Source organism: Microbulbifer sp. JSM ZJ756 (assembly GCF_044383805.1).
GTDB lineage: Bacteria > Pseudomonadota > Gammaproteobacteria > Pseudomonadales > Cellvibrionaceae > Microbulbifer > Microbulbifer zhoushanensis.
Genome location: NZ_JBISER010000001.1, coordinates 429701 through 454404, shown reverse-complemented (window position 1 = coordinate 454404; position 24704 = coordinate 429701). Strand labels below are relative to the sequence as shown.

Sequence of the window (24704 nt, the reverse complement as noted above, 5' to 3'; positions counted from 1 at the left end):
ACTCTGGTAAGGATGGTAAGAATGGTAAGTCTGGTGAGGGAGAGCAGCAGATGTTACACGCGCTTGGTGCGGTGCCGATTAGGGTGTTGATTGTCGAAGACAACCGCGATATTTGCGAGAATATTGCCGCCTACCTTGAAAAGCACAGTTATGTGTTGGATTTTGCCTATGACGGTATCAGCGCCATGCACCTGGCGTTGACGAATCCGTTCGATGTTATTGTCCTGGACCTGATGCTTCCGGGGATGGATGGCCTGAGTTTCTGCCAGAAGCTGCGAGCGGATGCCGAAGTAGAAACGCCCGTGCTGATGCTGACGGCGAGAGACACGCTCGACGACAAGCTTAAGGGATTCCAGGCGGGAGCTGATGATTATTTGGTCAAGCCGTTCGCATTACAGGAGCTACATGCGCGACTGCAGGCGCTGTACAAACGTAGTCACGGCAAAACCGCCAACCTGTTAGCGGTAGGTGATCTGACGATGAACAAGTCCACGCTGCAGGTGCATCGCGCGGGGCGGCGCATCGATCTCACCCCTGCTGGTATGAGACTACTCCAGCGATTGATGGAAGAGGCCCCGTCCGTTGTGGCCCGCGATGATCTCGAAACGTTGTTGTGGGCTGACGAGCGGCCCGACGGTGATGCGCTTCGCTCGCACATGTACAAGCTGCGTCAGGCGATCGACAGGCCGTTTGATAGTCCGCTCATTCATACGGTGCATCGCATCGGCTACCGAATTGCAGAGGATGCCCAGTAATGTACCGGTACAGTTTGCGCAAGCGTGTCGCAATTGCATTTGCGATATGTGTTGCTGTACTCAGTGTGGTCTGGGGGTTCGCTTTCTTCTCTGCAATCAAGTTGAGTGAAGACCGTGTGCTGGTGAATCAGCTACAGCGTGCTGCCGAAAGCTATCCCTTCCTGGCGATGAACCTTCGCGGATACGATGAGGTTGGAAGCTTGCCGGAATCACTCAGGGAATGGGCGCAGACAAACCCAGATGAGGGGTTGTACGAATTCGATGCCGAAGAGTTGCATGTCGCGGTAGTGCCTGCCGAGAATGGACAGCGACACGCATTTGTGGTTTTCGACGTTGCCGGGATTGAGGCTGCGTCGTCAGAGGATTGGTGGTGGCTGCTCGTTATCACCGGAGTTGTGGGTGCGCTCGGTGCTCTTGGTTTCGGGCTCGGGCTTCTTGTGATGCGCAGGGCCGTCGCCCCAGTTATGCAACTCGCCAAAGTGGTCGCAGAGATCGACCCGGAAAAGCTATCGGCGGACGATATTAAACTCATTCAGTCTAGCCGGTTCGGCGATGATGAGGTTGGTGTGCTCGCCAGGACCATCGAAAAGACCCTTGAGCGGATCAGCGCATTTGTTGAGCGGGAACGATACTTTACCGGTTCAGCCAGCCATGAGTTGCGCACGCCGATCACAGTGATCATGGGCGCGCTTGAGCTGCTGGAGCAGAGCGATCTGTCAGCGACCGATGCGAAGGTGGTGGATCGTGTGCGGCGTGCCACCTTCGAAATGAAAGCCACGATTGAAATGTTCTTGTGCCTCGCTCGCGAAGCCGACGATGGCTTGCATGACGAGCAGTTTTCAGTGATGCCGCTGGTAAGCCAGGCAATAGATCAGCATCGCCATCTGTTGAACGGCAAGTTCGTTGATGTCGAAATCGACTTGATCGACGCTGCAGTCGATGATCTTTCAAAACCCATTGCCTGTGGACATTCTCAGGCGTTTTCCATCGCGGTCAATAACCTGGTGCGCAACGCGTTCCAGCACACACATGCCGGCCAGGGACCAATCACTATTCACATCAAAGAGCACGTGCTGTTCGTCACCAACCAGGTGAGTAGTGAAGCCAATGAGCGGCACACGTCGACCGAGGCGTCGTCGCCGCAAGGGTATGGCCTGGGTCTGGGTATCGTCCAGCGGCTGTGTGAACGCAATGGCTGGTCGTTTTCATTGCATGCTGACGAGGCGCGTGTAGCCGCTCGTCTTTCCTGGTGACGGCAGCAGGCCTGTGATGCATTGCCAAACGTTGGCAACCCGTTTCGTAGGCTACACTGTCACGTTTAGATTAGCTCGTTAGATCGGCGCGTTTGCTAGTGAGGTGATACAGACCACCGATATAGTCGGCGATCTGGCCTGCTACAACGGCCAGGTCAGTACCACTTTTCAAATTGTGGTTCAATGGGTCAGCTCTGGCTTTATTGTGGCCGCATAGGTAGTCAACCGGGAGAATAGGGTGACCTTTACACACAAGCCGCAAGCGTCAGTTGCAGAGTCCGCGACTGTCGCGTCCCGAGGTAATAAGAGACAGCCACCAATAACCGTCTCGGCTCCAATGACTCCACTGATGGAAGTTGTCCATCTAAAGAATATGATAAACGCAACCTTGCTGGAGCTTCTGCCAGCTCAAGAAACACCGCCCTCGCATCTGCATCAAGCCATGCATTACGCTTCACTGGGACCAGGCAAGCGCCTGCGCCCGCTTCTTACGCTTCTGGCTGCGAACGTGGCCACTGACAGTCACACCCTTCGTATGGCCTGCGTATCTGAACTGGTGCATACCGCTTCGCTGATTCTCGACGACCTGCCCTGCATGGACGATGCGACTATGCGCCGCGATCGCCCCTGCGCGCACATACGCTTTTCCGAAAGCACAGCCATTCTTGCATCAACAAACCTCCTCAATCTCGCGTACGGGGTTATCGCCAATTGCCCCAACGTGGATGCTTCCACCAAGGTCGCCGTGAGTGCTCATCTCAGTCATGTTATTGGTTCTATGGGATTAGTTGGCGGGCAGATTGCAGATTTACAAAATCAGCCCGTGGGCAACAAGAGTGAAATTGAGCAGCTTTATCACCAGAAAACAGGTTGCCTGTTTGAGTTTTCTGTCGTCACCGGTGCACGGCTCAGGGGGATGGGCGCAGAAGTGATAGAGGCATTGACGCGCTTTGCCCGTGCCTTTGGCCTGCTGTTTCAGCTTTACGATGATATGTTGGACCACAGTGCCTTTGCGCAAGAGACAGGCAAGGATGTGCAGCAGGATACGGCGAAAACCACCTTGCTTTCTCTTTATACACCAGCAGAAGTTCGTGGCGCATTGAACGACGCACAAGCACTGGCAAGAGAGCAATTGCGCAGGGCAGGGCACGACGACTCCTTGCTCGCAGCACTCGTGGAACAACAGTTCGTTACCTTCAACGGTGCAGCGCAAAGGCTCGGGAGTTAGACCTGGCGAATGACGGCGACGGCAGCACTCACCATTGATCAACTACGGATCGTCTATGGCAGTCACAGTGCTCTGGACGACGTTTCCTTACAGGTTCGTCCAGGTGAGATACTCGGTATCCTCGGGCCTAATGGTGCAGGAAAATCGACATTGTTGCGCGCCATTACCGGCAAGTTGCGCCCCACCTCTGGGAAAATATTTATTGCGGGAAAAGCGCTTTTTCCGGGCAAGGCCTATCAGCATTCCATCGGCTTCACCCCCCAGTTCCTGGGTTTATACCGGCACCTGACGGGGCGGGAGAACCTGGAGTTTTTCGCGCGCTGCGCAGGTGTCCGTCGCCACCAGATAACCGCGCGAGTCAGTCAGGCGCTGGAAGAAATCGAGTTAACAGACAAGGCCGATGTGCGGGTAGAGCAAATGTCCGGTGGTATGCAACGGCGCTTACACCTGGCAGCCACCCTGGTCTCGCACCCGTCTCTACTTGTTCTGGACGAACCCACAGCCGGCGTCGACCTGGGTGTGCGTATGTCAATCCATGACCTTATTCGCCGCCGCGCCGAGCAAGGTGCGACCGTGGTGGTTGTTACTCATGAGTTAGATGAGGCTGAAGTGCTATCCCACCGCGTAGCCCTTCTTCATCAAGGGCAGCTGAGAGCCCTGGCCGAACCCCAGACATTAGTCCACGACATCTTCGATAACCGTCAGCTATTCGTTGTGCGTACGGTTCAGATGCCCCCTCCGGCACTCTGTGGGCGGCTGCGGGAGATCGGTTTTCGCCCTCGCAGTGACAAGAGTAGTGATGAGAGCAGAGAATGGTGGCTACAAAGTGACCTGCCGCTGGATAGGTTGATCGATCACCTGTATCGCGGCATTGGCGGAGCACGTGATGCACTTGCCGGGGTCTCGGTGCGCCGGCCCGGATTAAAAGACGTAATGCAGCACTATACCGGTGCCCGAACCGATTCTGTGGCGGAGCCAGAGTGGGAGTCGGAGTCATGAGGGCAATTTTCCGGGTGATGGCCCTGGGCTTGTGGCGTGACCGCGGTGCGTTACTCCTGGCATTTGCTTTGCCGAGCCTGGTATTCGCCATATTTGCCAGCATCTTCTCCGGCGCCGCGGAAGGCGACTTGCACTTGCGGGTAGGGCTGGTGTTGGAAACCGAAGATCCGGTATTGCAAGACTTCGCGCAGTACCTGACACAAACCGAAGGCGTGGAGATTACGGCTCTGCCCGATTCGAGCCGTGCTCAACTACTGGAAGAGGTGCGACAAGGCAATTTCGACACAGCGGTGATCATCCACGGGCAACCAGACGATAACAACGGTCCACTGTTTACCATCGTCAGCGAGCCTACCCGTGAAATTGCTGCCCTGTCTTTGCAAGGCTGGCTGCGACAAAGCCTGGCCTCCCGACAACCACAGGTTCTTGTGCAACGTCTTGCGCAAAGCACAGAAGCTTTAGTTGATGGCTTCACGCCCGGACAACAGGCGCGCCTGGACGCTGCTTTAGGAGCAATGGCCCGAGAACCGGACAGCGCAGCCGCCGAAGACGCGCTTATCGAGTTTCAGCCCGTTTATGGCCAGGCGCCAGCGTCTATATCCGGGCTTAGCGGTATTGCGTACTATGCTGGTGCCACCACTATTCTGTTCTTGTTATTGTCCGCTGTGAATGCAGGCATGGTCAGTTTGGAAGAGCGCCAAAACGGTATCTCCGAACGCCTCCTGCTGAGCAAAGCCGCACACGCTCGGTTACTGTTGGGACGGTTTCTGTTTTTGTTAACCCTGGGATTTTTGCAGGCCAGCGCCATATTCCTGGTCGCAAGGTTCGGGTTTGGGCTGGAGATAGAGGGCGCTTTGGCGCAAGTCATTGTCATGGCATTTGCCAGCGCCGCCGCCAGTGCCGGGCTGGCACTTTTACTCCTGTCGCTGTGTCGAACAACTCAACAGGCGACAACCTTTTCTTCATTTTTTGTGCTCATTATTTCCGCCGTGGGCGGATCTATGGTGCCACGTTTTATGATGCCTGACTGGTTGCAGACGGTGAGCTTGTTCACACCAAATGCCTGGGCTATCGAAGGTTTTTACGGGGCGTTGATTCGCGGCGACAGCTGGGCTCAGCTAGCTCAGCCCGGCGGCATCCTGGCTGCCGTGGGCCTGGTGTGCCTGCTTTTAGCTGCCGTCCCCTTATTCAAGACGCCGGCCTGAGAGGGTTGTAAAGCATGATGGACTGGTTCTGGACGCTCGTGCTTGTGATCGCGGCTTTCCTGGGTATGGAAGTGTTTGCCTGGTACGCCCATAAGTACATTATGCACGGCTGGGGCTGGCGCTGGCACAAATCCCATCACGAACCCACTGACGGCGTGTTCGAGAAAAACGACCTGTACGTTGTTGTGTTCTCGCTGGTGGTGATCGGTATGTTTGCTGTCGGTGACCTTTACTGGAAGCCACTCACGGCAATCGCATCAGGCATTACTCTCTACGGCATCGTGTACTCTCTGTTTCACGACGGCATGGTTCACCGACGCTGGCCGATTCGCTGGCAGCCGAAGAGCGGCTACTTGAAGCGTCTGGTCCAGGCTCATCGAATACATCATGCCGTACGTACTCGAGAGGGTGCTGTGTCCTTCGGCTTCCTTCACGCGCCAGATGTCAGGAAACTCAAGAAACGCCTGAAGCAGCAACAGGCTGCCTCTGTGTGTGAGGATTTTTCAGAATGAGATAACGCTCGGTGGTTTGAGGTCCCGGTGGTTTGAGATCTCAGCGGTTTGAGGTGCGGCATCGTTCGATATTAACCATAAAAGGCAATCCAATATATTCCCAGCGGGAGCGCGACATGACCGATGACGATTTGGTGAAACGCAAGAATGATCATCTTGACATTGTGCTGGACGCTCGTCGGGCAAACACTTCGACCCTTACGGGATTCGCCGACTATCGCTTCGCCCATTGCGCCTTGCCGCAGTTGCACCTGGACGATATCGATCTAAGCGCGCGACTTTTCCATAAACCCGTGAACGCGCCGCTGTTGATCAGTTCCATGACCGGCGGTGCCGAGCGGGCTAAAACGATCAATCATCACCTGGCAGAAGCCGCCCAACACCTGGGTATCGCCCTGGCTATCGGTTCCCAGCGAGTCGCCCTGCAGTCTGGCAGCGATCATGGCCTGACCAAGCAATTGCGACGCATCGCCCCGGATATCCCCCTGCTTGGCAATATCGGTGCAGGTCAATTACGGGAGCCCCGGGGCATCGAATGGGCGCTCCGGGCGGTGGAGATGATCGAGGCGGATGCATTGATCGTTCATCTCAATCCCCTGCAGGAGGCGGTCCAAGAGGGCGGCGACCGGGACTGGCGTGGCGTGCTTCAGGCCATCGGTGCACTGGTCAGGTCGCTCGGGGTGCCGGTGGTGGTTAAGGAAGTCGGTGCGGGCATCTCCCCCGGCGTGGCCCGGGCGCTGGTGGAAGAGGGGGTGGCGATGATCGACGTGGCCGGCGCCGGCGGCACCAGCTGGGCAGCGGTGGAGGCGGAACGCGCGACAGGCGAGACTCAGCGCCGGGTCGCCATGGCCTTCGCCGGCTGGGGGACCCCCACCGCCCAGGCCATTCGGGCGGTGCGCCAGACCCTGCCGGAGACGCCACTGATTGCTTCCGGTGGCATTCGTGATGGGGTGGAAGTCGCCAAGGCAATACGCCTGGGCGCGGACCTGGTGGGGCAGGCCGCGGCAGTGCTCAGGAGTGCCACCGAATCCAGTCAGGCGGTGATCGAGCACTTCGACGTGGTCATCCAGCAGTTGCGAATCGCCTGTTTCTGTACCGGCAGCGCGGATCTGCATGCCTTGCGTGCGGCGGTGCTGCTGGATGATCGCGGCGTCCCTCTGGAAGAGGCCCATGACTAGGTGCATCTCGCTCATCGCTTCTTTTCTGCCGCTGGCTGCGGGGTATTACCCATGAACGCGCCGGGCTATGACCTGATACTGGTGGGGGGCGGCCTGGCCAACGGCCTGATCGCCCTGCGCCTGCTACAGGCGCAGCCAGGGTTGCGTCTGCTGATGTTGGAAAGCGAAAGTCGCCCCGGTGGCCAGCACACCTGGTCGTTTCACGATGGTGATCTCACCGCAGCCCAACATGCCTGGCTGGCGCCCCTGGTGGGCCGCCGCTGGCCGCGGCACCGGGTGATATTCCCGCAACGCGAGCGCCTGTTGAACGGAGGCTATGCCAGCATTTTCTCCCGGGATTTCGCCCGCGTTCTTGAAGAAGCCCTGGGCGACAGGCTGTGGACCGACACGCGCGTGGCCCGCCTTTCCCCGGACCGTGTGGAACTCGAGGATGGCCGGGTGCTGCACGCGAACGCGGTGATCGACGGCCGGGGTCCCGCCGACAGCGTTCATCTGACCCTGGGCTATCAGGCATTTCTCGGGCGGGAGGTGCGCCTGGACAAGCCCCACGGCCTGGAAGAACCGATCCTCATGGACGCCAGCGTGCCTCAGCAGGACGGCTACCGGTTCGTCTACGTGCTGCCGTTCAGTCAAGATACCTTACTGATCGAAGATACCCACTATGTGGACCGCCCGCAGGCGGACGCGTCCCGATTACGTGAGCATATCGACGCCTATGCGCGGGATCGCGACTGGCGGATCGTCGATACCCTGCGGGAGGAGAGCGGCGTGCTGCCGATCACCCTGGCGGGCGATTTCGATGCCTTCTGGCAGGACGCCCAGGGCCAGCCGCGAAGTGGCCTGCGCGCCGGGCTGTTCCATCCCACCACCGGTTACTCTCTGCCCCAGGCCATGGGTTTGGCGGAGTGCATCGCCGAGCTTGGAAATCTCGATGCGGCGTCGCTGTTCCAGGCCATCCAAACTTTCGCCGCTCGTGAATGGCGGCGTCAGGGCTACTTTCGCCTGCTCAATCGCATGCTGTTTCTGGCTGGCCGCCCGGAGCGGCGCTGGCAGGTCATGCAGCGCTTTTACGGCCTGTCGGAACCGCTGATCGAACGTTTCTACGCCGGACACCTGACCCGGGCCGACAAGGCGCGCATATTGATAGGCAAACCGCCGGTGCCCCTTGGCGAAGCGCTCAAGGCGGTGTGGCTGAATTCACCGCAAAAGATCGCATCCACTTCCTTCGGAATACGCACATGACACGACTCCGACCTCAACGTGCCCTGGTGATCGGTGCCGGCTTCGGCGGCCTGGCCCTGGCGATTCGCCTGCAGGCGGGCGGCTACCAGACCACTCTGCTGGAAAAGCGCGACAAGCCCGGTGGCCGCGCCTATGTCTATGAGGACAAGGGGTTTACCTTTGATGCCGGTCCCACGGTGATTACCGATCCCTCCGCGCTGGAAGAGCTTTTTCGATTGGCGGACAAGGACATGGCGGATTATGTCGAACTGCTGCCGGTCACGCCCTTTTACCGTCTCTGCTGGGAAGATGCCCCGGCTTTTGACTACGTCAACGATCAGGCCACCCTGGATCGACAGATCGCCGAGCGCAATCCACGAGACGTGGAGGGTTATCGACGGTTCCTGAACTACTCCAGGGCGGTGTTCGAGGAGGGCTATCGCAAGCTCGGTGCCGTGCCGTTTCTCTCGTTTCGCGACATGCTCGCCGCCGGGCCGCAACTGGCGCGGCTTCAGGCCTGGAGCAGTGTCTACTCCATGGTCTCGAAATTCATTGAAGACCCGCACCTGCGCCAGGCCTTTTCCTTCCATTCCCTGCTGGTTGGGGGCAACCCTTTCGCCACCTCGTCGATCTATACGCTGATCCACGCGCTGGAGCGGGAGTGGGGCGTGTGGTTTCCGCGGGGCGGCACCGGCGCCCTGGTGCGGGGCCTGGCCCAGTTGTTTGAGGACCTCGGCGGCACCCTCGAACTGAACGCGGAAGTGGCTCGCATCGAGACCACGGGGGATCGGGTGAACGGCGTCACCCTGACGGATGGCCGACATGTTCCGACCGACGCACTGGCCTCCAACGCGGACGTGATGCACACCTACAGCAAGCTGTTGAGTGGGCATTCCCGAGGCGCCCGCAAAAGCAAGGTCCTGGGCCGCAAGCGCTACAGCATGTCGCTGTTCGTGATCTATTTCGGCCTGGACAGGCCACCGCAAGGCCTGGAGCACCATACGGTATGTTTCGGCCCGCGCTACAAGGAATTGATCGACGAGATCTTCAACGCGGACACCCTCGCGGAGGATTTCTCCCTCTACCTGCACTCACCCTGCGTCACCGATCCGAGCCTGGCACCGGAAGGCTGTAGCGCGCACTATGTCCTGGCGCCGGTGCCGCACCTGGGCAAGGCGAACATCGACTGGGAAACCCAGGGTCCGATATACCGCGACCGCATCCTCGACTATCTCGAGCGTCACTATATTCCAGGGCTTCGGGAGCACCTGGTCACCTGTCGGCACTTCACTCCCGTGGATTTTCGCGAGGAGCTCAACGCCCACCTGGGTTCCGCCTTCTCCCTAGAACCGACGCTCACCCAGAGCGCCTGGTTCCGGCCCCACAACCGGGATGCCAGGATCGACAACTTCTATCTGGTGGGGGCCGGCACCCATCCCGGCGCCGGGGTGCCCGGAGTGATCGGTTCCGCCAAGGCCACCGCGGGCCTGATGCTGGAGGGACTCGATGAGGGATAAACTCGGACAGCACGCCGCGCAGACGATCGCCGCGGGCTCCAGGAGTTTCGCCACCGCTGCCAGGCTGTTCGATCCGGCCACTCGGCGCAGCGTCATGATGCTTTATGCCTGGTGCCGTCACTGTGACGACGTGATCGACGACCAGCAACTGGGTTTTCGTGCTCAGGAAGCTCAGGAATCTCAGGAAACCAGGGGCGAAAGCAGCGAGAAGCGCCTGGACGAGCTGCGACACTTGACGCGTCGCGCCTATGCGGGAGAGCCCATGCAGAGCCCGGCCTTCGCCGCCTTTCAGGAAGTCGCGCTCGGCCATGGGATTCCCGAGCGTTATCCCCTGGCCCACATGGACGGCTTCGCCATGGACGTGGCACAGCGGCGCTATGTCACCCTCGACGATACCGTGGCCTACTGCTATCACGTGGCCGGCGTGGTGGGCATCATGATCGCCTGGATCATGGGCGCGAAGGATGAGGCGACCCTGGATCGGGCCTGCGACCTGGGGTTGGCCTTTCAGCTGACCAATATCGCCCGGGACATCATCGAGGATGCACAGATCGGTCGCTGCTATCTGCCGGAACAGTGGCTGGAGGAAGCCGGCATTCCACGCCAGGAGATGACCGCGCCACAGCATCGTGAGGCCCTGGCCGGCCTGGCCCGACAGCTGATCGATCTGGCGGAACCCTACTATGACTCCGCACTTTGTGGGTTGACGGCGTTGCCGCCTCGCTGTGCCTGGGCCATCGCGACCGCCCGCGGCGTCTATCGGGAAATCGGGATCAAGGTAAAAGCGCACGGCGCCCGGGCCTGGGACTCGCGCGTCTCGACCACCAAGGTGGACAAGGCGCGCTTGCTGGGTCAGGGGCTCGCTCAGGCGGTGGCATCCCGCTGGTACAGGCCGGCTCCAAGAACTAGCAGTCTCTGGCAGCGTCCAGCGTAGCGGCCTCCTTCACGGGACGTCCGTGCCTTTCGCGACCGTGAACGTGTCCTCTGCGTGAGATTCAATGGTCAGCTTCGACGATTGCTGATATCTGTGTATTTATCCAGTAGAATTGCGGCCGTCACAAACCCAGGCTCCAACCCAAGCCTCAATCAAGAACAGTCTCTTGCCTCAAGGATTCCTCCTCAGCCGCCACAGCTTTGACCAGCGCGGCAGTACCTGCATCCACTACTGGCTGGCCACGCCAGAGGGCCCGGTCAAGCTGGTCATTGAGGGCGAGCGCCCGGTTTTTATGGTGAAAGTCGCTGACCGGGCCCCGGTGACCGAGGCTCTGGCCGGCGTGCCCTGTGAGTGGCAGCAGCTAAGCTTCCAGACCTTTGGCCGCGAGGAAGCGGCCATGCTGTATTTCCCCACCATCGACGCCCACCGCCGGGCCCAGGCCCTGTTGCAGAATCGTGGCATCGAGGTGTTTGAAGCGGATTTCCGTCTCCACGACCGTTACCTGATGGAGCGGTTTGCCCGGGGTGGCCTCTACTTTGAAGGTCTGGCCCAGGCCAGAGACGGCTTTACGGAATACCGCCAGGTGCGCCTCAAGGGCGCCGAGATGCAGCCGGAATTCAAGGTGGTTTCCCTGGATGTGGAGTGCTCCGGCCAGGGTGAGCTGTATTCCATCGGTCTCTACGGTCATGGCGTGGAAGAGGTGCTGATGGTGGGCAAACCGGAGGCTGCCGACACCACCATCCACTGGGTGGACGACGAACGGGCCCTGCTCCAGGCCCTGGAGGCCAGGATCCAATGCCTGGACCCGGACATCATCATCGGCTGGGCCGTGGTGGACTTTGATTTTCGGCTGCTGCTGAAACGGGCCGGGCGCCATGGCCTGCGCCTGAAGCTGGGGCGCGGTGGCACAGAGGCCCGCTGGCGGGATGGCCGGGAAGGCAGCCAGGGCTTCGTGACGCTGCCGGGCCGGGTGGTGCTGGACGGCATCGACGGACTGAAGAACGCCACCTACAATTTTGAAAGCTTCAGCCTGGAGTTCGTGGCCCAGGCCCTGCTGGGCAGGGGCAAGGACACCGAAGACGTGGACAACCGCCTGGCGGCGATTGAACACGACTTTCGCCATAACAAACCCAAGCTGGCTGCGTACAACCTGGAAGACTGCCGCCTGGTCTGGGATATTTTCCAGCACACCCGCCTGCTGGATTACCTGCGCCTGCGGGCCCAGCTCACCGGCCTGGAGCTCGACCGCAGCGGCGGCTCGGTAGCGGCCTTTACCAACCTCTACCTGCCCAGGCTACACCGCAGCCGCTATGTGGCGCCCAACCTGCCGGCCGACGGCGGCCTGGCCAGCCCGGGCGGCTATGTGATGGACTCCCGGCCGGGCCTGTACGACAACGTGCTGGTGCTGGATTTCAAGAGCCTGTATCCCAGCATAATCCGCACCTTCAAGATCGACCCCATGGGCTTGATTGAGGGATTGGCTGAAGCGGCGGGCGAGGGTTTGGAAGAGGGAGCGGAAGAGGAATCGGAAGAGGGCGCGGCGGATGACCGGGTGGATGAAAACAGCATCCCCGGCTTTCGCGGCGCGCGCTTTTCTCGTGACAAGCATTTCCTGCCGGACATCATTACCAATCTCTGGGCCCAGCGGGACATCGCCAAGCAGGAGCAGGATGCCGCCCGCTCTCAGGCCATCAAGATCATCATGAACTCCTTCTACGGGGTACTAGGAAGTGGGGGCTGCCGTTTCTACGACACGCGCCTGGCCAGCTCCATCACCCTGCGCGGTCACGAGATCATGCAGCAGACGGCCCGCTGGATCGAGGAGCTGGGCCACCAGGTCATCTACGGCGACACCGATTCCACGTTTGTCTGGCTGAGCGGCCAGCCCAGCGTTGATGAGGCAGATGCGATCGGCAAGCGCCTGGCCAGCGAGATCAACACGCGCTGGCGGCACAAGCTCAAGGAAGAGCTGGCGCTGGAGTGTGATTTGGAGCTGGAATTTGAAACCCACTACCAGCGCTTTTTGATGCCCACCATTCGCGGCTCGGAGGCCGGCTCCAAGAAGCGCTATGCGGGCCTGGTGGTGAACGGGGGTGAGGAAAAGCTGGTATTCAAGGGCCTGGAAACCGTGCGCAGCGACTGGACGCCCCTGGCCAAGCAGTTCCAGACCCAGCTCTACGGGATGGTGTTTCACGGCGAGGACCCGTCCGACTATATCCGCGAGACGGTGGAGAAAACCCGGGCCGGAAACATGGACGAGCAGCTGGTGTACCGCAAGCGGCTCAGGCGCAAGCTGGAGCAATACGTAAAAAACGTGCCGCCCCATGTACGTGCGGCGCGCATGGCCGATGAACACCGCCGCCAGCAGGGGCTGCCACCCCGCTACCAGAAGAAGGGCTGGATCCGTTACGTGATCACCCTCAATGGCCCGGAGCCGGTGGATTACCGCCAGTCACCGATCGATTACCAGCACTATATCGACCGGCAGCTCAAGCCGGTGGCCGATGCCATATTGCCATTCATAGAACTGGATTTTGACAGCCTGGTGGATGACCAGCTGGGCCTGTTTGGCGTGACCGATTGAGCATCAGAATGTAGGGGTCAGGGAAAAATACTGGTGCTCTACGGCTTTTCTATATTGGCATCAGCTAGCGCTGGCCACACCAGCCCCGCCCGTATACTCACCAGCAGGATGACAAGCGACATTTCCAGGGCCAGAAAGATTCCAATGGGGTGGCCCGGTACGCCCCGTATAATCAGGTAAACCAGATAGGCTGTGGCGAGCAAATTTCCCACCAGTGTCGCGGTAAGCGCATAACCGCGCCCTTGCCAGAGCGGCTTGCTGAGCAGGATGTTCAGTACAGCGGTGCCAGCGAGGGTAGCGCCGGGCAGCATCAGCAGCAGGCGTCGGGGCAGGGCAGTTTCATCACTCATCATCTGCTCCCACACAGCAGCAAAATGGCCGTAGGCGCCCATGGTGAGGAGAATACCCAGGAGCACAGCGCCGACTGCGGCGAGGCTATACAGGGAATTGCGCTGCGTTTCTTGTGATGGACTAGAAACCGACATCGCGCCCTCCGGCGGTAGCCAGGCCGCACTCGTAGGCGAACACCACGGCCTGGGCCCGATCGCGCAAGCCCAGCTTGGAGAGCACGCTGGATACGTGGGTCTTGACGGTGGCCGGGCCAATAAACAGGGTTTCGGCGATCTCGGCATTGCTCTTGCCATGGGCGATCGCGGCCAGCACCTCGCGCTCCCGCGTGGTCAGGCGCTCCAGGCGTTCGGCCAGGTTGCGGCCGCTGCCCATCTTCTGCGCGAACTGGCCGATCAGGCGGCGGGTAATACCGGGCGCGAGCATGGCACCGCCATCGGCCACCGTGCGCACCGCTTCCACCAGCGATTCCGGCGGAATGTCCTTCAGCACAAACCCACTGGCGCCTGCCTGCAGAGCACGGAACACATACTCATCGGGATCGAAGGTGGTCAGGATGATTACCCGGCAGGGGGTGTCACTGGCTTCGGCTGCCTCCCCGGCTTTTAAGATCTGCGCGGTGGCTTCCAGCCCGTCCATCTCGGGCATGCGGATATCCATCAGGATGATATCCGGTTGATGCTCCCGTGCAGCAGCAATCGCCTCGACACCGGTGCCGGCCTCGGCCACTACCTCAATATCGGGCTCGTTATCCAGCACCAGGGCAAAGCCGCGCCGCACCAGCGCCTGGTCGTCCACCACCATCACTCGTATCATTAATTCCCCCTCTCCATGGTGGGCAGTTGTACGGTCACTTCAAAGCCACCGCCTTCGGCGGGGCCGGCATTGAGCCAGCCGCCGAGCAGTTCCGCGCGTTCGCGCATGCCGGCAATGCCGTGCCCACCGCCGGCTTGCTCTCCACTTTGCTCGTGAGAGCGCCGCGCGTCTGTCTCACCTGGGCCCTGGCCGTCATCGCGCACACAGATCGCGAGATGGTCCGCTTCGGCGTTCACGCTGACACGGACGCTGGCCCCGGCACCCACATGCTTGATGACGTTGGTCAGTGATTCCTGCACGATCCGGTAGGCGGCAAGGGCGACCCTGGCAGGCACATCGTCGAGCTCGCCGTGAGAGGCGTAGTCCACCCTGGCCACCACCTCCCGGACCTTGTCGATCAGGGCGGGCAGGTCCGCCAGTCCTGGCTGCGGGGCGAGGGCGGCGGCATCACTGGCCGGGCGCAGTACGCCGAGCAGGTGGCGCATCTCCGTCAGGGCCTGGCGACCAGCAGCTTCCACCGAGGCCATGGCCTCACTGGCCGCCTCCGGGTTGTTGCGGCCGATGGTCCGGGCGGCGCCGGCCTGGACCGTCATCAGGCTCACCTGGTGGGCCACCACGTCGTGCATCTCGCGGGCGATCCGGGTGCGCTCGGCCGCGACAGCCCGCTCGGACTCCGCGTTGCGCTCCCGTTCCAGGTACCGGGCTCGCTCTTCCATCAAGCGCAGGTACTCGCCGCGAAAGCGCAACCGGCGGCCGGTATACCACAGTGCCCACGCCAGCATCACCGCCACGGTGCCCCCGGCCGTGGGCCTCACCAGCACCCTCTCGTCGATCAACACAAAAGCCAGCGTCGCCAGCATCGCGATCCAGCTGGCCCGGGTGTTGGCCTCATAGCGCCCAAGGCTGTAGAGCGAAAACGCCAGGGCAACGATGCCCTCGGCCGGCAAGCCCAGCTCCAGCACCAGCGTGGCCCCGAGAATAACGGCCTGCACCTGCCAGGGGTGGGTGCGGCGCCACAGCAGGGCGAAACAGCCGATGAAGGCGCACTGGAAAGCGACGACATCCCAAATGCTTTGCAGGGCCAGCACCTGGTGTGCGTCATCCCGCGACCACATCAGCAGCGTCAGCAAAAAGGCGAACAGGACGATCAGCAGGTCGGTCAGCTGCGGCCAGCGCTCGAATGGCCCGCGGATGGGCTGCCAGACCGGAAGCTTCGGTAACTCGGGGCTAGCATCAGATGCAATCGATGCCTGGTGGGTGGGGGACGGCGATTTCATTCTTGCATGCTAAACCAGGCCCTTCGGGCTGTCATGGGCCTTGTGGGGGAGGGCACAGCAGGGCGGCCTCCCCCTTTTGGGGGAGGCCAGATTCCTGCCTGTGGCGGATGTGCAGGGGTTATAAAAGGCCGACCATGCCCGTCAGGCACATTCAGCCCAGGCCTGCGAGGACCACACGGGAGAAAAGTATGTCGTGCGTCCCGCTTTATCAATGCATGGAGAACAACGATGAACAACGCTGTACTCAGCCCCACACTGCTGCGCCAATTCGATGCCTGGCGGGCCGTCAATCTATCGGTAAAGACGTGGTTTTGCATAGCGGCGATTGGCCACGGGATATTCCTGGCCTACATCCTCGCCGTGTTCTACCCGCCCATTGCCCAGTCCGGGCTGCACGGCCTGCAGGGGCTGCACCTGCCGGCGGGTTTTCGCGAGGGGGATACATTGGGCAATATCGCTGCGGTGGCCCACGTCCTGCTGGCCGCGATAGTGATCGGCGGCGGTCCCTTGCAGCTGGTGCCTGCCGTGCGCCGGCACGCACCCACATTCCATCGTTGGCTGGGGCGCAGCTACCTGCTGGCGGCCGTCATCAGCAGTGTCGGCGGGCTGTACATGACCTGGACCCGTCACACCATTGGCGACCTGGTGTCCCAGGTCACCATCTCCATCGACGGCATACTGATCCTGGTATTTGCGTTCCTGGCAGTGCGCAACGCCATGGCCGGCCGCTTTGCCGAGCACCGGCGCTGGGCCCTGCGCCTGTTTATGGCTGCCAGCGCGGTATGGTTCTTTCGTGTGGCCCTGATGGGGTGGGCAATGCTGACCGGTGGGTGGGGAGTCGACTGGGACTCCTTCACCGGCCCCTTCCTGTACGCCCTGGGGTTTGGCCAGTACCTCCTCCCCCTGGCCATGCTGGAATGGTATTTCCACTGCCAGGAGCGCGAAGCCGGGCAGGGCGTACAGCTGGCCTTTGTCGGAGCTATGGTCCCGCTAACGGCCTTTATGGCCATTGGTATCTTTGCTGCGACCATGGGTATGTGGTTGCCGCGGATGTAGATAGTGGGCCGCACGCAAAGTTCGGTAACAGTTCGCTTCGCCAAATCGCCCAGCTCCGCGTTGAGAAAGCTTGAAATAGCGCTGCTATTCCAGCGCTTTCTCGCCTTGAGCTGAACGACTTGGCTGTGCTCCTTTGTCACCGAGCTTCACGAGCGGCCCACTGGGCACGCCAAGTTCGGTAATCATTCGTTGCGCGGAGTTGCCCGGCTCCAAGATGTGGCTTTGCAGGTGTAGAATCCCCGCCAGTATCAGCTATCAATGGAGCACAAGCGCATGAACACGACGCCCAAAGCCTATCCCATTGGCACCCCCGGCACGCCCTGGGGCGATGCGGAACGCTCCGAGTGGCTGTCACGCCAGGCCCGCCAGCGCAGCTACGAGTCTGAGGTGTTAAGCAAGATCGAGCAGCTGCGCCCGCGTTTCGAGGTGGAGGAGTACGGCCTTCTGGAATACGGCGCCGACAAGTATCCGCTGCTGGCGATCCGCAGCCGCGACTGGAACGACGACCTGCCGGTTGTCCTGGTGACGGGCGGTGTGCACGGTTACGAAACCAGTGGCGTGCACGGTGCGCTGCAGTTCCTGGACCAGCATGCGGCGGACTACGCGGGCCGCGTCAACCTGCTGGTCGCGCCCTGTGTCAGCCCCTGGGCCTACGAGCGCATTCATCGCTGGAACCTCAATGCGATCGACCCGAACCGCTCGTTCTATGAAGACAGCCCCGCCCAGGAGTCAGCAGCGCTCATGCGGCTGGTGGCGGCCATCCGCGATCGGGTGCTGATGCATATCGACCTGCACGAGACCACCGATACCGACGAAAGCGAGTTCCGCCCCGCGCTGGCCGCCCGCGATGGCAAGCCGTTCACGCCGGGCGGGATTCCCGATGGCTTCTACCTGGTGGATGACAGCGAGAGTCCGCAGCCCGAATTCCAGCAGGCGGTGATTGCGGCGGTAGAGAAGGTCACCCATATCGCCCCGGCCGATGACAATGGCGAGATCATCGGCTCGCCGGTGGTCGCGCGGGGTGTTATCCAGTACCTGCTCAAGCAGCTGGGCCTGTGTGCCAGTATCACCAGCGCCCCCTACAAGACCACCACCGAGGTCTACCCCGACAGCCCCCGCGCGACGCCCGAGCAGTGCAATGCCGCCCAGGCGGCCGCGGTGTGTGCGGCGATCGACTACGCCCTGACGCACCGGTAAGAAGGGGTGGTGCGCGTTGGCGGCGACGCGCTCTAACGGAGGGTGGTACCGGAGGTCACGAAACCGTGACCTCTGCATTCAGCGTTACCGAAGACTTGAGGGAATTTGTCACCAGGCAGCTCGCCTCAGACTTTTCCAGCAGCTTGTGCGCCTTGTTCGTATCCGTGCCTTCTGGCACCTGCAACCTGGCGTTTATCTCGAAAGCGGTGAAGCAGGGTGTGCGTTCGACCTTGTCCAGGATGCCCGTGACGCTGCATTCCAGTGATGTCCATTCAAGCTTGGAAAACTTGGCAATGGCGCGGAACGTCAAAATGAAACAGTCCGCCACGGAAGCTACCAACAGGTCTTCCGGTGACCAGCGGTCGCCGGGCCCGCCGAACTGGGCCGGTGCCGCAGAGGGGAGGGGCTCCAGCCCTTCAGCAGTCAGGGTGATTTCACTTTCACTTGCCGCACTGGCGGCCACTTTGTACTCGTGGGGAAATGCGTCCACGAAACCTCCTACAATCAAGTCATTGATTTATGCCGGGTAGTCCCGTCGTCTTTCCGCGACTATTCACGGCAGCGCATAACGCGAGGGACATTGTCACCGCGAACACCTGATGCCTCATGGCTGTTCGTTAATGAGTGGCTGAAGAGAAACGCCGCATGAACGGTACCGTCAGACAAAACGCCCGTCCTGATTAGGATCAAGTCATCCAGGAATAAACGGGACCAGGCCGCCCGCGCCGGCAAGCCGTTCACGCCGGGTGAGATTGCCGATGGCCTCTACCTGGTGGATGACAGCGAGCACCCGCAGCCCGAATTCCAGCAGGCGGTGATCGCGGCGGTGGAGAAGGTGACCCACGCCGCCCCGGCATCGGCTCGCCGGTGGCCGCGCGGGGTGTCATCCAGTACCCGCTCAAGCAGCTGGGCCTGTGTGCCAGTATCACCAGCGCCCTTACAAGACCACCACGGAGGTCTACCCGCACAGCCCCCGTCCCACGCCTGAGCAGTGCAATACTACCCAGTCCGTTGCGGTGTGTGCGGCGATCGACTACGCGCTGGCGCACCGGTAATATGACTGAGAGTTGGCGGCTGCAGGCCGAGCGCGGCCCGACCCGGCCAGCGGACCGCCTCCGCCAACGATCAGAGCAGAAGCATGAAAGTACCCAAGAGATTACAACCGCTGGTCGACGACGGCATGATCGAGGAGGTCATCGCCCAGTTGATGAGCGGTAAGGAAGCGCAGGTGTATGTGGTGCGCTGCGGCGACGGCTTGCGCTGTGCCAAGGTCTTCAAGGAGGCCAGGCAGCGCAGCTTCAAGCAGGCGGTGCAGTACCAGGAAGGCCGCAAGGGGCGCAACAGCCGCCGCGCCCGGGCGATGTCGAAGAAGACCCGCTACGGCCAGAAGGAGCAGGAACAGGCCTGGCTGAGTGCCGAGGTGGATGCCCTGTATCGGCTGGCATCGGCCGGCGTGCGCGTCCCCCGACCATACGGCTTCGTCGACGGTGTGCTGCTGATGGAGCTGGTGGCCGACGACGAGGGCTATGCCGCCCCGCGGCTGGATGACGTCACGCTGACCCCGGAGCAGGCCCGGGATTACCACGGCCAGGTGATAGCCGACGTGGTGCGCATGCTGTGTGCCGGCCTGGTGCATGGTGACCTTTCCGAGTTCAATGTGCTGCTGGACCGCGACGGCCCGGTCATCATCGATTTGCCCCAGGCGGTGGATGCCGCCGGCAACAACAACGCCGCCATGATGCTGGAGCGCGATGTCAACAATATGCGGGCCTATTTCGGCCGCTTTGCCCCGGAGCTATTGACCACCGATTACGGCAAGGAAATCTGGGCCCTTTATGAGGCGGGTGAACTGCACCCGGACAGTCCCCTTACTGGATATTTCGAGCAAGACACGACCAGCGTCGACGTCGGGGACCTGATGGACGTCATCGATGACGTGCTTGAAGAAGAGGCCGAGCGCCTCGCTCCGGCCTGGGAAGGATCGTAGGCCGCTGATGCTGATGATCTTCCTCGCGCAACATTCACAATAAGGCAAAAACTCTATGGCTACCCTGGGCACTCCGTTCTCTTCTACCGCTACCCGCGTCCTGCTCTGCGGCGCCGGGGAATTGGGCAAGGAAGTTGTGATCGAGCTGCAGCGCCTCGGCTGCGAAGTCATTGCGGTGGACCGCTATGCCAACGCCCCGGCGATGCAGGTGGCCGACCGCAGCCATGTGATCAATATGCTCGATGGTGAGGCCCTGCGCGGTGTGATTGAACAGGAGGGGCCGCACCTGGTGGTGCCGGAAATCGAGGCCATCGCCACCGACACCCTGGCCGAGCTGGAAGGGGAGGGGGTCAATATCATCCCCACCGCGCGGGCCACCCAGTTGACCATGAACCGCGAAGGCATCCGCCGGCTGGCGGCGGAAACCCTGGGGCTGCCCACCTCCCGCTATCGCTTTGCTGCCGGGGAGGCCGAATTCAAGGCCGCGATCGACGAGATCGGCATTCCCTGCCTGGTCAAACCGATCATGAGTTCGTCGGGCAAGGGCCAGAGCCTGGTGCGGGATGCCTCACAGGTTGAGGAAGCCTGGGCCTATGCACAGGAGGGTGGCCGCGCCGGCAAGGGCAAGGTGATAGTCGAGGGCTTTGTCGACTTCGATTACGAAATCACCCTGCTGACCGTTCGCCACGATGACGGCAACGGGAATATTGTCACCAGTTTCTGCGCGCCCATTGGCCACCGCCAGGCGGATGGGGATTACCAGGAGTCGTGGCAGCCGCAGGCGATGTCGGCAGCGGCATTGGGCCGCGCGCAGGAGATTGCCAAAGCGGTGACCGACAATCTCGGTGGCCGCGGCCTGTTTGGCGTGGAGCTGTTTGTCAAAGGCGATGATGTGATTTTCAGTGAAGTGTCGCCACGGCCGCACGACACCGGCCTCGTGACCCTGATCTCGCAGGATCCCTCCGAGTTTGCCCTGCATGCCCGGGCCATTCTCGGGCTGCCCATTCCCAATATCCAGCTGCACCGCGCCTCCGCTTCATCGGTGCTGTTGGTGGAGGGCGATTCCACCCAGGTGCAGTTCGGCAACCTGGGCGCCGCGCTCTCGCGTCCCGATACCCAGCTGCGCCTGTTCGGTAAACCCGAAATTGCCGGCAAGCGCCGCCTGGGTGTCGCCCTGGCGCGGGCCGACGATACCGAAACTGCGCGCAACACCGCCAATGCGGTGATTGCCGATATCGAGGTAAAGCTGTAGCGGCAGTAGCAGCCGCCAGCTTCAGTGCTCTGAACCTGCGTCTGGTCACCCATATCGCCCCGGCCGACGACAAACAACGAGGTCATCGGCTCGCCGGTGGTCGCGCGCGGCGTGATCGAATACCCGCTCAAAAAGCTGGGCCTGTGCGCCAGCATCACCAACGCCCCCTACAAGACCACCACCGAGGTCTACGCCGACAGTCCCCGCGCCACGCCCGGACAATGTAATTCCGCGCAGGCCGTCGCCGTGTGCGCGGCGATCGTGTACGTGCTGGCCCACCGGTAGGGGCGGGCACTGGGCTAAACTCCAGTAGTTTTTGCCATGGCCGCTCCCGCCAGGCCGGCCTCGTGGGGCGTACCCACCTTGCCGTTCACCCCCATGAGCATTGGGACCGGGTCAGGAATGGCGGCATTGTCGACAAAAATACTCCGGAGGAGTGAAGCCATGCCTGGAAGGAAACTGGTGTCGTCTGCTTTCGTTCTGGCAGCTGCGGTCGCCGTGGCGCAGGACAATACGCCGCTCGACGAGTTCGTCGATGGGTTCCCGCTGGATCTCGAAAAACAGACGCGCAAAGCCGATTACAACGAACTGTTCCGGGGTGGCGATCCTTCCGCCTATTTCAACATGCGCGCGTCAGAATTCATGCCGACGGCCATACTCCCCTCGCGGCCGGGTGTGATGCCCCTTGGCAGCAAGTCGATGCCGCAAGTCGGCAAAATCAAAGCCGAAATGACATCCGAAAGCGAGCTGGAAGGACCGCTGACCCTGGACGAGTTCCTGGAGCAGTCCGATACCGCCCAGGCCTTTCTTGTGGTTCATAAGGGCAATATCGTCTACGAGAAATATCCGCGGATGAGACCCGCGGATTATCACCTCTGGATGTCTTCAGCCAAACCGACTGCCAGCCTGGTTATTGACCAACTTATCAGTGAGGGCAAAATCGATGAAGACGCGCCAATCACAAAGTACCTGACCGACTTCAAGGGCACCGACTGGGACGGCGTCACCACCGGCGATGTGCTTGATATGGCCACCGGCATGGACCTTGAGGATACGTCTGAATCCCGCTTCGACCCCGACAACATTGCCCGCCGTGTATATGAAGCTGAGTTCGGTTTTCCGAACAAAACAAGGGGCGTCGAGAAACTGCGCGACGTACTGAGAAGTACACCGAAAAAAGAAAAGCCCGGCCTGGCATTCGAGTATGCCTCGGGGCTGACGCAAATGCTGGTGTTGCTGGCCGAGGAGGTGGAAGGCGAGCGCTGGCCGCAGCTCTTCGATCGTCGTGTCTGGTCGAAGGTTGGCGCCGAGGGCGTGTTGCAAATCCACCTGACGCCGGACGGCATTGCAGCGGCGCACGGGCTGGTGTCGAGCAACCTGAGGGACTTTGCCCGCTTCGGCATGCTCTACACGCCGAGCTGGGACAAGGTTGCCGTCGAGCAGGTCGTTTCGGACGAGATCCTCAATCGTATTCGCAACGAGGTACGCACGCATGAGTTTGTCATGGCGGGGTTTGACGGCGCGGTGTTCGCCGATTACCTCGGCTCGGATGACTTTATCGCTAACAGCCGCCAGTGGGATGTAATCTGGCCCGACGGGGATATGTGGAAAGGCGGCCTGATGACCCAGGGCCTTTACGTATCGCCATCGCGGGATCTGGTGATCGTCTATTTCAATGTCAGCAATGACGACCACTCGGGCCACCGCTTTGCGCGCCCGATTGCGACCTCGGGCCTGTTCGACGATAAGTAAACCCGACAGGCATCACCAGGTGCCGACTGGGTTTCACGGGGCGCAGTGGTTGGAAAAGTTACCGTTGACAAGCCAGTTGCTATCCAGGAAGCCTGGCCCGGATGCGCGTAAAGTGAGGGCTGGTCTAAGGGGCACCAGGCATCCCTTAGAGCCATTTTCTGACAGTTGGCCAACACCATTAAAACCCTGCCACGCTAAACCATCTTCTGCGATGGTGGCGCCTTTTAGCGAATACGCCTGACTATACTTTCCGATCATTCAGGAAGGTAGGGTCTGGAGGAAGCGGGCGATGAGCGAGGAGGACAAACCCCGGAGTGTCGGGCTCCATGCGCTGTATGGTGATGATCCCGAGCGGGCGGACGAAGCGGTGTTTGGCCGTAAACCGAATCCCGACCGGCGTGGCTTTCTCAGGGGCCTGGGGCTCGGGACCATGGCGGCTGCCCTGGGGGTAAGCGCGATTCCGTTTCACCGCAATATGCCCTCGGGCCTGATCCCCGCCGCACTGGCAGATGAAACCAGGCCATTCACGCTGAAAGGCAAGGATGGGCTGATCGTGTTGAACGACAGGCCGGTCAATGCCGAAACCCCAGCGCATCTGCTCGACGACGAGGTGACCCCGAAGAACCGCCACTTCATCAGGAATAACGGCACACCACCCACTGACGTGGACGCCGCCAGCTGGGAGCTGACCATTGACGGCCTTGTCGACAAGCCGCTGAAACTGACCATCGCCGACCTGAAGAAAGAGTTCGAAGTGGTCACGCAAAACCTGGCCATTGAATGTGGCGGCAACGGGCGGGCCTTTTTCAAGCCACCGGCCAAGGGGAACCAGTGGACCTATGGCGCCGTCGCCTGTTCGGCCTGGACCGGCGTGCGCCTGGCGGATGTGCTCAAGGCGGCGGGCATTAAACCCGGTGCAGTCTATACGGCACATTATGGCGCCGACACCCACCTGTCCGGTATCCCCGGCAAGCTGCCGCTCTCTCGTGGTGTGCCTATCAAGAAGGCCATGGGGGAGGAGAACCTGATCGCCTTTGCCATGAACGGCGAGGATATCCACCTGATGAACGGCGCCCCGCTGCGCCTGGTGATCCCGGGCTGGCCCGGCTCCTGTTCGCAAAAATGGCTGACACGTATCCAGATACGCGACCAGGTACACGATGGCCCCAAGATGACCGGCACCGCCTATCGCATACCCAAATATCCCGTGGCACCGGGCCAAAAAGTGGACGAAAAGGATTTCGTGATCATCGAGCGCATGCCGGTGAAGTCCCTGATCACCGCGCCTGAGACCGGCACAAAACTCAACAATCGCGAGCTGGAAGTGCGCGGGCACGCCTGGGCCGGCGATCGCGAGGTGTCCGAGGTACACCTGTCCATCGACTTCGGCGCAACCTGGATGAAGGCAGACCTGTCTCCACCCGCAAACAAGGCTGCCTGGCAGCGCTTTCGCGCGAAGGTGAAATTCCCGGAGCAGGGGTATTATGAGGTCTGGGCCAGGGCCGTCGACAGCGATGGCGTCAGCCAGCCCTTCGGCATTGCCTGGAACCCCAAAGGTTACCTTAACAACTCCTATCACCGCGTGGCGGTTACGGTGGTTTAACGGTGGCCCGGAAAAAGCGAATGGACAGGC

23 protein-coding genes are annotated in these 24704 nt (G+C 61.1%); 18 read left to right on the top strand and 5 right to left on the bottom strand.

Annotated features, from left to right (window positions below):
• Positions 1 to 77: 77 nt before the first annotated feature.
• The 11 genes from ACH6CX_RS01995 (at position 78) to ACH6CX_RS01945 (ending at position 13386) form a co-directional block, all read left to right on the top strand.
• Complete coding sequence (locus ACH6CX_RS01995) at positions 78 to 755, top strand: response regulator transcription factor (RefSeq protein ID WP_396674868.1); 678 nt, start codon at positions 78 to 80, stop codon at positions 753 to 755.
• The gene (locus ACH6CX_RS01990) at positions 755 to 2008 is read left to right on the top strand and encodes a sensor histidine kinase (RefSeq protein ID WP_396674523.1); all 1254 of its coding nucleotides are present in this window, start codon (positions 755 to 757) and stop codon (positions 2006 to 2008) included. The genes ACH6CX_RS01995 and ACH6CX_RS01990 overlap by 1 nt, the downstream gene beginning before the upstream one ends.
• Before the next feature lie 349 nt (positions 2009 to 2357).
• Positions 2358 to 3236 carry a polyprenyl synthetase family protein gene (locus tag ACH6CX_RS01985; protein ID WP_396674521.1) on the top strand — a complete coding sequence of 293 codons (879 nt, stop codon included), beginning with the start codon at positions 2358 to 2360 and terminating at the stop codon, positions 3234 to 3236.
• Between the two features lie 9 nt (positions 3237 to 3245).
• Positions 3246 to 4235: an ABC transporter ATP-binding protein gene (locus ACH6CX_RS01980; RefSeq protein WP_396674519.1), complete on the top strand. Its 990-nt coding sequence runs from the start codon at positions 3246 to 3248 to the stop codon at positions 4233 to 4235.
• Positions 4232 to 5440: an ABC transporter permease gene (locus ACH6CX_RS01975; RefSeq protein ID WP_396674517.1), complete on the top strand. Its 1209-nt coding sequence runs from the start codon at positions 4232 to 4234 to the stop codon at positions 5438 to 5440. The genes ACH6CX_RS01980 and ACH6CX_RS01975 overlap by 4 nt, the downstream gene beginning before the upstream one ends.
• A 14-nt stretch (positions 5441 to 5454) precedes the next feature.
• The gene (locus ACH6CX_RS01970) at positions 5455 to 5952 is read left to right on the top strand and encodes a sterol desaturase family protein (protein WP_396674515.1); all 498 of its coding nucleotides are present in this window, start codon (positions 5455 to 5457) and stop codon (positions 5950 to 5952) included.
• A gap of 116 nt (positions 5953 to 6068) precedes the next feature.
• On the top strand, positions 6069 to 7130 hold the full coding sequence (gene fni, locus ACH6CX_RS01965; RefSeq protein ID WP_396674513.1) for a type 2 isopentenyl-diphosphate Delta-isomerase: 1062 nt from the start codon (positions 6069 to 6071) through the stop codon (positions 7128 to 7130).
• A gap of 51 nt (positions 7131 to 7181) precedes the next feature.
• Positions 7182 to 8372, top strand: a complete 1191-nt coding sequence (gene crtY / locus ACH6CX_RS01960; protein WP_396674511.1) for a lycopene beta-cyclase CrtY — start codon at positions 7182 to 7184, stop codon at positions 8370 to 8372.
• Positions 8369 to 9868 (top strand): phytoene desaturase, encoded by a 1500-nt coding sequence (locus ACH6CX_RS01955; RefSeq protein ID WP_396674509.1) that lies wholly within the window; start codon positions 8369 to 8371, stop codon positions 9866 to 9868. The genes crtY and ACH6CX_RS01955 overlap by 4 nt, the downstream gene beginning before the upstream one ends.
• Entirely contained in the window at positions 9858 to 10802 is a 945-nt protein-coding gene (gene crtB, locus ACH6CX_RS01950) for a 15-cis-phytoene synthase CrtB (RefSeq protein ID WP_396674507.1), read from the top strand. Before ACH6CX_RS01955 ends, crtB begins: the two co-directional genes overlap by 11 nt.
• 166 nt (positions 10803 to 10968) lie before the next feature.
• Complete coding sequence (locus ACH6CX_RS01945) at positions 10969 to 13386, top strand: DNA polymerase II (RefSeq protein WP_396674505.1); 2418 nt, start codon at positions 10969 to 10971, stop codon at positions 13384 to 13386.
• Positions 13387 to 13424: 38 nt separating this feature from the next.
• Here ACH6CX_RS01945 and ACH6CX_RS01940 read toward each other — a convergent pair whose 3' ends face one another.
• Genes ACH6CX_RS01940 through ACH6CX_RS01930 form a run of 3 tightly spaced genes read right to left on the bottom strand, consistent with a single transcriptional unit; the run spans position 13425 to position 15827 of the window.
• Entirely contained in the window at positions 13425 to 13871 is a 447-nt protein-coding gene (locus ACH6CX_RS01940) for a hypothetical protein (RefSeq protein WP_396674503.1), read from the bottom strand.
• Positions 13858 to 14550, bottom strand: coding sequence for a response regulator (locus tag ACH6CX_RS01935; protein ID WP_396674501.1), 693 nt, complete (start codon positions 14548 to 14550; stop codon positions 13858 to 13860). The genes ACH6CX_RS01940 and ACH6CX_RS01935 overlap by 14 nt, the downstream gene beginning before the upstream one ends.
• Positions 14550 to 15827 carry a sensor histidine kinase gene (locus ACH6CX_RS01930; RefSeq protein WP_396674499.1) on the bottom strand — a complete coding sequence of 426 codons (1278 nt, stop codon included), beginning with the start codon at positions 15825 to 15827 and terminating at the stop codon, positions 14550 to 14552. Before ACH6CX_RS01930 ends, ACH6CX_RS01935 begins: the two co-directional genes overlap by 1 nt.
• A gap of 228 nt (positions 15828 to 16055) precedes the next feature.
• Here ACH6CX_RS01930 and ACH6CX_RS01925 point away from each other — a divergent pair, with 228 nt between their 5' ends.
• Both ACH6CX_RS01925 and ACH6CX_RS01920 read left to right on the top strand, forming a co-directional pair.
• Positions 16056 to 16883 carry a DUF2306 domain-containing protein gene (locus ACH6CX_RS01925; RefSeq protein ID WP_396674497.1) on the top strand — a complete coding sequence of 276 codons (828 nt, stop codon included), beginning with the start codon at positions 16056 to 16058 and terminating at the stop codon, positions 16881 to 16883.
• A gap of 273 nt (positions 16884 to 17156) precedes the next feature.
• The gene (locus ACH6CX_RS01920; protein ID WP_396674495.1) at positions 17157 to 18080 is read left to right on the top strand and encodes a M14 family metallocarboxypeptidase; all 924 of its coding nucleotides are present in this window, start codon (positions 17157 to 17159) and stop codon (positions 18078 to 18080) included.
• Positions 18081 to 18135: 55 nt separating this feature from the next.
• Here ACH6CX_RS01920 and ACH6CX_RS01915 read toward each other — a convergent pair whose 3' ends face one another.
• Together ACH6CX_RS01915 and ACH6CX_RS01910 are read right to left on the bottom strand one after the other, a co-directional pair.
• On the bottom strand, positions 18136 to 18570 hold the full coding sequence (locus ACH6CX_RS01915; protein WP_396674493.1) for an OsmC family protein: 435 nt from the start codon (positions 18568 to 18570) through the stop codon (positions 18136 to 18138).
• Positions 18571 to 18771: 201 nt separating this feature from the next.
• A complete protein-coding gene (locus ACH6CX_RS01910; protein WP_396674491.1) occupies positions 18772 to 18924 on the bottom strand; it encodes a hypothetical protein in 153 nt (50 codons plus the stop codon).
• A gap of 294 nt (positions 18925 to 19218) precedes the next feature.
• Between ACH6CX_RS01910 and ACH6CX_RS01905 the strand changes: the two genes are divergently transcribed.
• From ACH6CX_RS01905 to ACH6CX_RS01885, 5 genes are all read left to right on the top strand, one after another.
• On the top strand, positions 19219 to 20067 hold the full coding sequence (locus tag ACH6CX_RS01905; protein WP_396674489.1) for a PA4780 family RIO1-like protein kinase: 849 nt from the start codon (positions 19219 to 19221) through the stop codon (positions 20065 to 20067).
• Positions 20068 to 20122: 55 nt separating this feature from the next.
• Entirely contained in the window at positions 20123 to 21319 is a 1197-nt protein-coding gene (purT, locus tag ACH6CX_RS01900; RefSeq protein WP_396674487.1) for a formate-dependent phosphoribosylglycinamide formyltransferase, read from the top strand.
• A gap of 111 nt (positions 21320 to 21430) precedes the next feature.
• On the top strand, positions 21431 to 21604 hold the full coding sequence (locus ACH6CX_RS01895) for a hypothetical protein (RefSeq protein ID WP_232942689.1): 174 nt from the start codon (positions 21431 to 21433) through the stop codon (positions 21602 to 21604).
• Positions 21605 to 21763: 159 nt separating this feature from the next.
• Positions 21764 to 23071, top strand: coding sequence for a serine hydrolase domain-containing protein (locus tag ACH6CX_RS01890; protein ID WP_396674485.1), 1308 nt, complete (start codon positions 21764 to 21766; stop codon positions 23069 to 23071).
• Between the two features lie 289 nt (positions 23072 to 23360).
• Positions 23361 to 24674: a sulfite oxidase gene (locus ACH6CX_RS01885; protein WP_396674483.1), complete on the top strand. Its 1314-nt coding sequence runs from the start codon at positions 23361 to 23363 to the stop codon at positions 24672 to 24674.
• Positions 24675 to 24704 lie beyond the last annotated feature (30 nt).